The sequence below is a fragment of the Variovorax sp. MPBD4-3 genome (assembly GCF_058809745.1).
This window is the reverse complement of record NZ_JBXASW010000036.1, coordinates 55105-63495: the sequence shown is the minus strand read 5'-3', so window position 1 is coordinate 63495 and position 8391 is coordinate 55105. Positions and strand designations below refer to the sequence as shown.

Sequence of the window (8391 nt, the reverse complement as noted above, 5' to 3'; positions counted from 1 at the left end):
CACCCGGACCGCCCGCCCATGAGCTACGAAGCCTTCTTCCGCGAACGGCTGGAGGCGCGCTACGGGGCAGGCAAGGGGCGCTGCTGCTAGCCGGCGCTTCGTCTGCCGTTGTTCGTGTTCGCTTGACCCGCGCAGAATGCGGGTGATAGCCTGCCCTCGCCTCGCGAGGCGCAGGCTTTTCTTCGTCGAACACCAGCGAACAACACAACGCAACCCATGATTTCTTCCAAGCGCTCATCCTCCACCAAGCTCACCAACAAACCGGCGCCGCTGCGCTCCGTCTGCCACGGGGTGGTGCTTGCATGCGCGCTGCTGGCCGGCGGCAACGCCCTGGCCCAGAAGCCGCACCAGGGCGCGCTCGATGCGGCCACGCAATACAAGGACGAGGCGCTCCAGATGCTCGAGCGCATGGTCAACATCGACTCGGGGTCGGCCAACACCGAAGGGCTCGACAAGGTGCGCGAGATGGCCGTGGGCGAACTGCGCAAGCTCGGCGCGCGCATCGAGACCTTCCCCGCCGACCCGCACCCCGGCACCAACGTGGTGGCCACGTTCACGGGGCAGGGCAAGAAGAAGATCCTGATCCTCGCCCACATGGACACCGTGTTCAAGGACGGCACGGCCGCCGCCAAGCCCTTCTACGTCAAGGACGGCCGCGCCTACGGCCCCGGCGTGATGGACGACAAGGGCGGCGTGGTCGCGGGCCTCTATGCGCTGAAGATCCTGCAGCAGATCGGCTTCAAGGACTATGGGCAGATCACCTTTCTGCTCGACACCAACGAGGAGACGGGCTCCGTCGGCACCAGCGCGCTGATCGAGCGCGTGGCCAAGGAGCATGACGTGGCGCTGAACCTGGAGCCGGGCCGCCCGGCCGACGGCCTCGTGGTCGAGCGCAAGGGCTCGGCCACCGCGCTGGTCGAGGTGAAGGGCGTGGCCGCGCACGCGGGCGTGGCGCCCGAGGCCGGCCGCAATGCCGCGATGGAAGTCGCGCACCAGGTGCTGCAGCTGTCGAAGACGGCCGACCCGGTGAAGAAGACCACGGTCAACTTCACCGTGATCACCGCCAACGGCCCGACCAACGTGATTCCCGCCACCGCGAGCGCCAAGGGCGACGTGCGCGCGGCCACGCCGGAAGAGTTCGACCGTGTCGAGAAAGACCTGGTGCGCATCGCGCAGAACAAGCTGATTCCCGAGACCGAGGTGCGCGTGCGCCTGGTGCGCGGCCTGCCGCCGATGCCGCGCCTGCCCGCATCGGAGAAGCTCGTGAAGATGGCCGAGGGCATCTACGCCGAGATCGGCAAGAAGCTCACCATCGAGAGCAGCGGCGGCGCGGCCGACGCGAGCCTGGTGGCGGGCGTGGGCGTGCCGGTGCTCGACGGCTTCGGCATCGTGGGTGGCGGCATCCACACGCCCGAGGAGTACGCCGAGGTCGAGAGCGTGGTGCCGCGCCTCTACCTGCTGTCGCGCATGCTGATGGACCTGAGCGCGAACAACTGACCCGGTGCAGGCTGCCTTCCTCGCGGCGACGCGAGGCCGCAGGCTCAGGCGAAGGCTGAGGCCGCCTGAGCCAATTCCAGCTTTTCCCGTCGGCGCCGCGAAGAGACGATGCATGCCATCTCATTCGCGGAGCTTGCCGATGTCATCCGAACTCAACCAGATCGCCAGCTGGTCCTTGCGCTGGCGCATTGCCTTGTCGGGCGCGCTGTGCGTCGCGGCCGCGTTGTGCGCCGCGCAGCCGACCGACGCCAGCGCCCGGCTGCATGCCGAGCAGCGCTTCCAGCTGGCCCTCGAAGCGCAGTCGGACCGCGACTACGCCACCATGCTCGACATGCTGCGGCAGGCCGCCGACGAAGGCCATGCCCAAGCGCAGGAGATGCTGGGCATGGTGCTGCTGACCGGCCCGACCCTCTATGGCGCCGCCGTGAAGGCCGACCGCTGCGAGGCGCGCGCATGGATGCATCGCGCGGCGGCGCAGGGCAGCGCGAGCGCGCGGGCGCAGCTGGTGTTCCTGAACCGGCTGCGCGGCTCGCCCGAAGGGCGCAGCGCCTGCGGCTGAAGCCCGCGCCGCGGGCGGCTGGCCTTCAGGTCAGAATCGGGAGTTGATGGAACTCCGATCCCTGCGCTACTTCATCGCCGTGCTCGAGGCGGGCAGTCTCTCGCGCGCCGCCGTGGCGCTGTATGTTGCGCAGCCCGCGCTGACGGCGCAGATCAAGAAGCTGGAGCTCGAACTCGGCACGCAGCTGTTCGAACGCTCGCACGCGGGCGTCACGCCCACGGCCGCCGGCCTGCAGCTCTACCAGGATGCGCGCAAGCTGCTGTCGGATGCGAGCGCGATGCGCGATCGCCTGCAGCGTCCGCCCGAGGGGCCGGAGGGCTCGGTCACTGTCGCGGTGCCGTTCCTGCTGTCGTCGCTGCTGCTCGGCCCCGTGCTGGCGCGGCTCAAGCGCACGCATCCGCGCATCCGCGTGTTCGTCATCGACGACCTGAGCCTGATGGTGCGCAAGGCCATGGTCGACCGTCGCGCGGACATCGGCCTGCTGGTCGATACCGAGTACCTCAACGGGCTGGACGTGACACCCTTCGTGCGCGAGCCGATGTTCATCTGCGGCTACGACCCCGGCGGCGAAGTGGCCGCGATGACGCTGCCATCACCGGGCGGGAAGAAGCAGGGGCGGGGCAAGGCCGCCACGTCGCGGCGCCCCATGCTGCCGTTCGCGCGCGCTGCCGGGCTGCCGCTCGTGCTGCAGTCGCGCCGCTTCAGCATCCGCGCGAGCGTGGAGGCGGCGGCGAACGACTTGGGGCTGGAACTCAACATCGCTCACGAGCACGATTCGGCCCGCGTCATCCGCTCGCTGTACCTCGCAGGCGCGGGCTTCACGTTCTCGCCGGCCTGCGCGATGGCCGACGCGCCGCCTGCCGGCGGCGGCTGGCTCGCCGCGCGCGTGGTGCAGCCGGATCTGGCGCGCACCTACTACCTCGCGACCTCCTCGGCGCGCGAGCCAGACCCCGCAACGCGCGCCGTGATGCAGGTGCTGGTCGACGAGACCCGCGCGCTGATCGACGCCGGCCGCTGGGAGGCCGAGTTCCTGCCAGGCCGGCGCGGCAAGACGGCCGGGCCATAGTCGCGAGCGCAGGGGCTCGGGCTGGCCATCATCTTTTTTGATGGCCGCGCATCAGCAATCGGTATTTGTTGTCGGGCGCCGTCTGCGGCGAAAGTCGCCCGTACCGCGTGCTTGTGGCACGCGCATGAAGGAGACAACCTTGCTGCCCCCAGCCGCCCATGAGATCGCCAATGTCGGCGCGCTCGTATCCCGTGCCGCGCGCATCCACGCCCGGCGCCTTGCCGTCACGAGCGCGTCGCGCGCCGTCACCTACCAACAGCTCGAGCAGCGCTCCAACCGGCTGGCCAACGCGCTGTGCGGCCTGGGCCTGCAGCGCGGCGATCGCGTGGGTGTCTACCTGCCCAACTGCATCGAGATCGTCGAGCTGGAGCTGGCCTGCTACAAGGCGGCGCTGGTGAAGGCGCCGATGAATGCACGGCTCGCGCCCGTCGAGGTGGCCGAGGTCATCGCCAACAGCGAGGCTGCGCTGGTCGTCACCACCGCCGAGCGGGCAGAGAGCTTCCTGCCGCACCTCAAGGGCGCCGCGCCGCGCCTGCTGCTGCTCGACGCCGCCCAGGACACGCCCGCCTCCTACGAGGGCCGCATGGCGCTGGCCAGCGACAGCTTCGCCGCGGCGCGCGTGCATGCGGACGAACTCGCGGTGCTGCACTACACCTCGGGCTCCAGCGGCGTGCTCAAGGCGGCCATGCAGACCTTCGGCAACCGGCTCGCGCAGCTGCGCAAGTTCTTGATGCGCGCCGACAACCCGCGTCCCGGCGATCTGCTGGGGCTGGTCGGGCCGATCACGCATGCGTCGGGCATGCAGTTGGTGCCGGCCCTGTGCAGCGGCGCGACCATCCGCCTGTTCGCCGGCTTCGAGCCCGCGCGCTTCATCGCCGAGATGAAGCGCGAGCGCGTGACCCACACCTTCATGGTGCCCACCATGATCAACATGCTGCTGGCCGAAGTGCAGGGCCAGTACCGTCCGCTGCCCGACCTGCACCGGCTGGGCTACGGCGCGGCGCCCATGGCGCCGGCGCGCATCATGCAGGCGATGGACGTGTTCGGCCCGGTGCTCTCGCAGGGCTACGGCGCGGGCGAGACCACCTCCGGCGTGTGCGGCCTGAGCGTGGACGACCACCTGTTCGCGCGCGCCGCGATGCCCGAGCGGCTGGCCTCGTGCGGGCGCCCCTTCCTGGAATCGCAGGTCGACATCTGCGACGACGAAGGCCGGCCCGTGGCGGCGGGCGAGATCGGCGAGATCGTGGTGGGCGGGGCCGACGTCTTTGCGGGCTACTGGCGCGCGCCCGAGCTCACGGCCGAGGTGCTCAAGAACGGCCGCTACCACACCGGCGACCTCGCGCGCGCCGACGACGAGGGCTACATCTACATCGTCGACCGCAAGAAGGACATGGTGATCAGCGGCGGCTTCAACGTCTACCCGTCGGAGGTCGAGGCCGTGCTCTACCAGCATGCGGCGGTCGACGAGGCCTGCGTGTTCAGCGTGCCCGACGACAAATGGGGCGAGGCCGTGGCGGCGCACATCGTGCGCAAGCCCGGCGCCGTGCTCGACGCCGCCGCGCTCGATGCTTTCTGCGCCGAACGGCTCGCCGGCTTCAAGCGGCCCCGGCGCATCGAGTTCGTCGACGCGCTGCAGAAGAACGCCAACGGAAAGATCGCGCGCAAGGCCATCCAGACGCCGTACTGGGCCGGGCACGACCGCCGCGTGAACTGAGGAGCAGCGATAACACCATGAATGCCGAAACCACGACCCCCGGGCCCACCTTGGCGGCCGACGTGCGCGCGCCGCTCTTCGACGGCCCCTTCGAAGGCTCGCCGCGCGCGGCCGAACTGATCGCCCGCATCGGCGACTTCCTGAACGGCGAGCTTGCGGCGCTGGTGCATGAGAAGGGCATCGACCACGAGCACAGCCCCGACAAGGCGACGCTGCAGCGCGTATGGCGCCGCTCGCACGAACTCGGCTTCTACGGCATGACGCTGCCCGCGCAGATGGGCGGGCTCGGGCTCTCGCTGCTCGATCATGTGCTGATCAAGGAGTCGATCTATTCGAGCGGCTCACCGCTCGCGCCCCACGTGTTCGGCGAGCTCAGCGGGCCGCCGCGCGTGGGTGCGCTCGCGCGCTTCGCCTCGCCCATGCAGCTCGCGAAGTTCATCCTTCCCGTGGCGCAGGCCGAAAAGGCCATCTGCTTCGCGCTGACCGAAGCCGAGGCGGGCTCCGACGCCGGCGCCGTGCAGACGCTGGCGCGGCGCGAGGGCGACGTCTTCGTGCTCAACGGCCGCAAGCGCTTCATCTCGGGTTCGCCCTTCGCCGACTACGCGGTGCTGATGGCCTCCACCTCCGACAGCCCGGAGCGCCGCGAGGTCTCGGCGTTCTTCGTCGACCTGGGCCAGCCAGGCGTGGAGGTGCAGTCGGGTTACAAGACGATGGCCGGCCAGTCGACCACCGGCGACATCGTGCTGACCGATTGCCGCGTGCCGGCCACCCACCTCATCGGCGAGACCGGCCGGGGGCTTGCGCTGGCGCTGGGCCGCATTGCCGTCAACCGGCTGCTGCATTGCCCCGGCATGGTGGGCCTTGCCACCGTGGCGCTGAAGGACGCGCGCGACTACGCCCGCACGCGCCGCCAGTTCGGCCGCCCGATCGCGGAGTTCCAGGCCATCCAGCATTCGCTGGCCGACATGGCCACGCAGCTGGCCGCGGCACGCGCGCTGATGATCTCGACCGCGCGCCAGCTCGACGCCGGCGGCGACGCGCGTGCCGATGCCTCGATGGCCAAGCTGTTCTGCTCCGAAGCCGCGTTCCGCATTGCCGATGCGGCGGTGCAGATCCATGGTGGCGAAGGCATCGTGCAGGGGCGCCGCGTGGAGTTCCTGTTTCGCATGCTGCGCATGTACCGGGTGCTGACCGGCACCAGCGAGATCCAGAAGAACATCATCGCGCGCGAACTCATCGGCGAGGCGAAGTAGACGCCGCACAAAAAAATCCCAGGAGACAAAAGACCGTGCAAACCCATCTCACGCGGCGCGCGCTGTGCCGCGCGCTTGCGACCTCGCCCTTCATCCCCCTGCTGCCGCTGGCCGCCACGGCCGCGAACGCGGCCGACCACTGGCCGAGCCGGCCCATCAAGTGGGTCGTGCCCTACCTGGCCGGCACCGGCCCCGACATCGGCGCGCGCATCCTGGCGGAGGCGGCCGGGCCGTTGCTGGGCCAGCCGATCATCATCGAGAACAAGGGCGGCGCGGCCGGCAACATCGGCGCGCGGCAGGTGGCGCGCGCCGCGCCCGACGGCTACACCTGGATCTACTCGGCCGGGCCCATGGCCGCCAACGTCCGGATGTACAAGAACCCGGGCTACGACGCGATGAAGGACTTTCGCCACGTCATGCGCATCACCACGTCCGACGTGCTGCTGGTCGTGGGCGAGTCGTCGGGCATCGGGTCGGTGCAGGAGCTGATCGACAAGGCGCGCGCCAACCCCGGCAAGCTCGACTACGCATCGGGCGGCGTGGGTACGCCCTCGCACCTGGGCGTGGAGCTGTTCCTCCATGCGGCGGGCATCACCGCCACGCATGTGCCGTACAAGGGCGCGTCGGAACTGGTGAACGCGGTGCTGGGCAACCAGGTGAGCTTCGGCATGCCCATCTTCGCGGTGGCGTATCCGCACGTCAAAGGCGGCAAGCTCAAGGCGCTGGGCGTGGCGGGCGCGAAGCGCAACCCCGCGCTGCCCGAGGTGCGCACGCTCGCCGAGCAGGGACTGCAGGGCGTCGAGCTCACATCGTGGGGCGGCCTCTCGCTGCCGGCCGGCACGCCCGACGCGATCGCGAACCGCATCTACGAAGTGTTCAGCGGCCTGCTCAGGGAGCCGAAGGTGATCGCCGCGCTGACGGAACTGGGCAGCCAGGTCATGCCGTCGACGCCGCAGGACTACCTGCAGGTGATCCGCAGCGAGATCGACCTGACCGGGCGGATGATGAAGAGTGCCGGGATTTCGCCGCTGTAGCACGCTTGTCTCCTGTGCGTACGCACAGGCGGGTTTCAACGGAGGCCAGTGGCGCAAGGGCGGTGAGAGCATGGCGCGACAACACAGGAGCCCAAACCGATGAACGTCGCCATTCCACGTGTCGCAGCGCTGCTCGCGGCCCTCGTGCTCGCCGCGTGCGCGCAAACCCCGCAGACCTATGCCGACAAGGCCACCGCGCAGGCCGCCGCCAACGCGCAGCCCGGTGCGCGGCGCTCGCCGGCGCAGGTCAGCCCGGTGCCGGTCAACGAGGTCAGCCCGCAGATGCAGGCGCTGATCGCGGGTCCGTATCCGTCGCACTTCAATGCGGCGCCGCGCAACGCGGCCGAGTGGAAGGAGCTGGTCAACCGCCGTGCCGCGCCGGTGATCGCCGCGATTCCGGCTTTGAAGGAAAAGCTCGGCGTGTCCGTGCAGTCCGTGAAGATCGCGGGCGTGAACGCCTTCGTCGTCACGCCCAACAGGATCGCGCCGGGCAACGAGAAGCGGCTGCTGATGCATGTGCATGGCGGCGGCTATGTGTTCGGCCCCGGCGAATCCGCGCTGCCCGAGGCCATGCTGCTGGCAGGCTTCGGCGGCTACAAGGTGGTCTCGGTCGACTACCGCATGCCGCCGGACTATCCCTACCCCGCGGCCATGGACGACGCCATGGCCGTCTGGAAGGAGCTGCTCAAGACCAACAAGCCGCAGAACATGGCGGTGTTCGGCACGTCCACCGGCGGCGCGATGACGCTCGCGCTGGTGCTGCGCGCCAAGGCCGAGCGCGTGCCGCTGCCCGGCGCCATTGCGCCGGGCACGCCGTGGTCCGACATCGCGAAGATCGGCGACACCTACCAGACCAACGAATGGATCGACAACATCCTCGTCACCTGGGACGGCTGGCTCGGCCGTGCCGCGCTGCTCTACGCCAACGGCCGCGACCTGAAAGACCCGCAGCTTTCGCCCATCTACGGCGACTTCAAGGGCTTTCCGCCCGCGATCCTGACCACCGGCACGCGCGACCTGTTCCTGTCGAACACCGTGCGCACGCACCGCAAGCTGCGGCGCGCCGGTGTCGAGGCCGAGCTCAACGTGTACGAAGGGCAGTCGCACGCGCAATACGGCATCGATGCGAACGCGCCGGAAACGCGCGAGGCGTTCGGCGACATCGCACGCTTCTTCGACAGGCACCTGGGGCGCTAAGTAGGCAGGTCAGGCAAGGCGCCGTCCGACGCGAGATGCCCCGCGGGGCCGGTACGCTTCGCGCTCCGATT

Annotated in this window: 8 protein-coding genes; all 8 read left to right on the top strand. The window is 69.7% G+C overall.

What is annotated here, in order from left to right:
* A partial coding sequence (locus tag AC1RVW_RS19995) for a CstA-like transporter-associated (seleno)protein (protein ID WP_493202019.1) occupies positions 1–90 on the top strand: 90 nt, incomplete at its 5' end.
* A gap of 126 nt (positions 91–216) precedes the next feature.
* A complete protein-coding gene (locus AC1RVW_RS19990) occupies positions 217–1497 on the top strand; it encodes a M20/M25/M40 family metallo-hydrolase (protein ID WP_493202018.1) in 1281 nt (426 codons plus the stop codon).
* 139 nt (positions 1498–1636) lie between these two features.
* Positions 1637–2056 (top strand): sel1 repeat family protein, encoded by a 420-nt coding sequence (locus AC1RVW_RS19985; protein WP_493202016.1) that lies wholly within the window; start codon positions 1637–1639, stop codon positions 2054–2056.
* 46 nt (positions 2057–2102) lie between these two features.
* Positions 2103–3122: a LysR family transcriptional regulator gene (locus AC1RVW_RS19980; RefSeq protein ID WP_081269278.1), complete on the top strand. Its 1020-nt coding sequence runs from the start codon at positions 2103–2105 to the stop codon at positions 3120–3122.
* Between the two features lie 124 nt (positions 3123–3246).
* A complete protein-coding gene (locus AC1RVW_RS19975) occupies positions 3247–4836 on the top strand; it encodes an AMP-binding protein (protein ID WP_106938065.1) in 1590 nt (529 codons plus the stop codon).
* Between the two features lie 17 nt (positions 4837–4853).
* Entirely contained in the window at positions 4854–6089 is a 1236-nt protein-coding gene (locus AC1RVW_RS19970; RefSeq protein ID WP_493202013.1) for an acyl-CoA dehydrogenase family protein, read from the top strand.
* 35 nt (positions 6090–6124) lie between these two features.
* A complete protein-coding gene (locus AC1RVW_RS19965) occupies positions 6125–7123 on the top strand; it encodes a Bug family tripartite tricarboxylate transporter substrate binding protein (protein WP_081269281.1) in 999 nt (332 codons plus the stop codon).
* A 99-nt stretch (positions 7124–7222) separates the two neighbouring features.
* Complete coding sequence (locus tag AC1RVW_RS19960; RefSeq protein WP_081269282.1) at positions 7223–8320, top strand: alpha/beta hydrolase; 1098 nt, start codon at positions 7223–7225, stop codon at positions 8318–8320.
* Positions 8321–8391 lie beyond the last annotated feature (71 nt).

What these genes read in the sequence shown, in the direction of transcription:
- AC1RVW_RS19975 (WP_106938065.1), top strand. Translation starts at nt 3,247, where the DNA reads ATGAAGGAGACAACCTTGCTGCCCCCAGCCGCCCATGAGATCGCCAAT.
- AC1RVW_RS19960 (WP_081269282.1), top strand. Translation starts at nt 7,223, where the DNA reads ATGAACGTCGCCATTCCACGTGTCGCAGCGCTGCTCGCGGCCCTCGTG.
- AC1RVW_RS19970 (WP_493202013.1), top strand. Translation starts at nt 4,854, where the DNA reads ATGAATGCCGAAACCACGACCCCCGGGCCCACCTTGGCGGCCGACGTG.
- AC1RVW_RS19990 (WP_493202018.1), top strand. Translation starts at nt 217, where the DNA reads ATGATTTCTTCCAAGCGCTCATCCTCCACCAAGCTCACCAACAAACCG.
- AC1RVW_RS19985 (WP_493202016.1), top strand. Translation starts at nt 1,637, where the DNA reads ATGTCATCCGAACTCAACCAGATCGCCAGCTGGTCCTTGCGCTGGCGC.
- AC1RVW_RS19980 (WP_081269278.1), top strand. Translation starts at nt 2,103, where the DNA reads ATGGAACTCCGATCCCTGCGCTACTTCATCGCCGTGCTCGAGGCGGGC.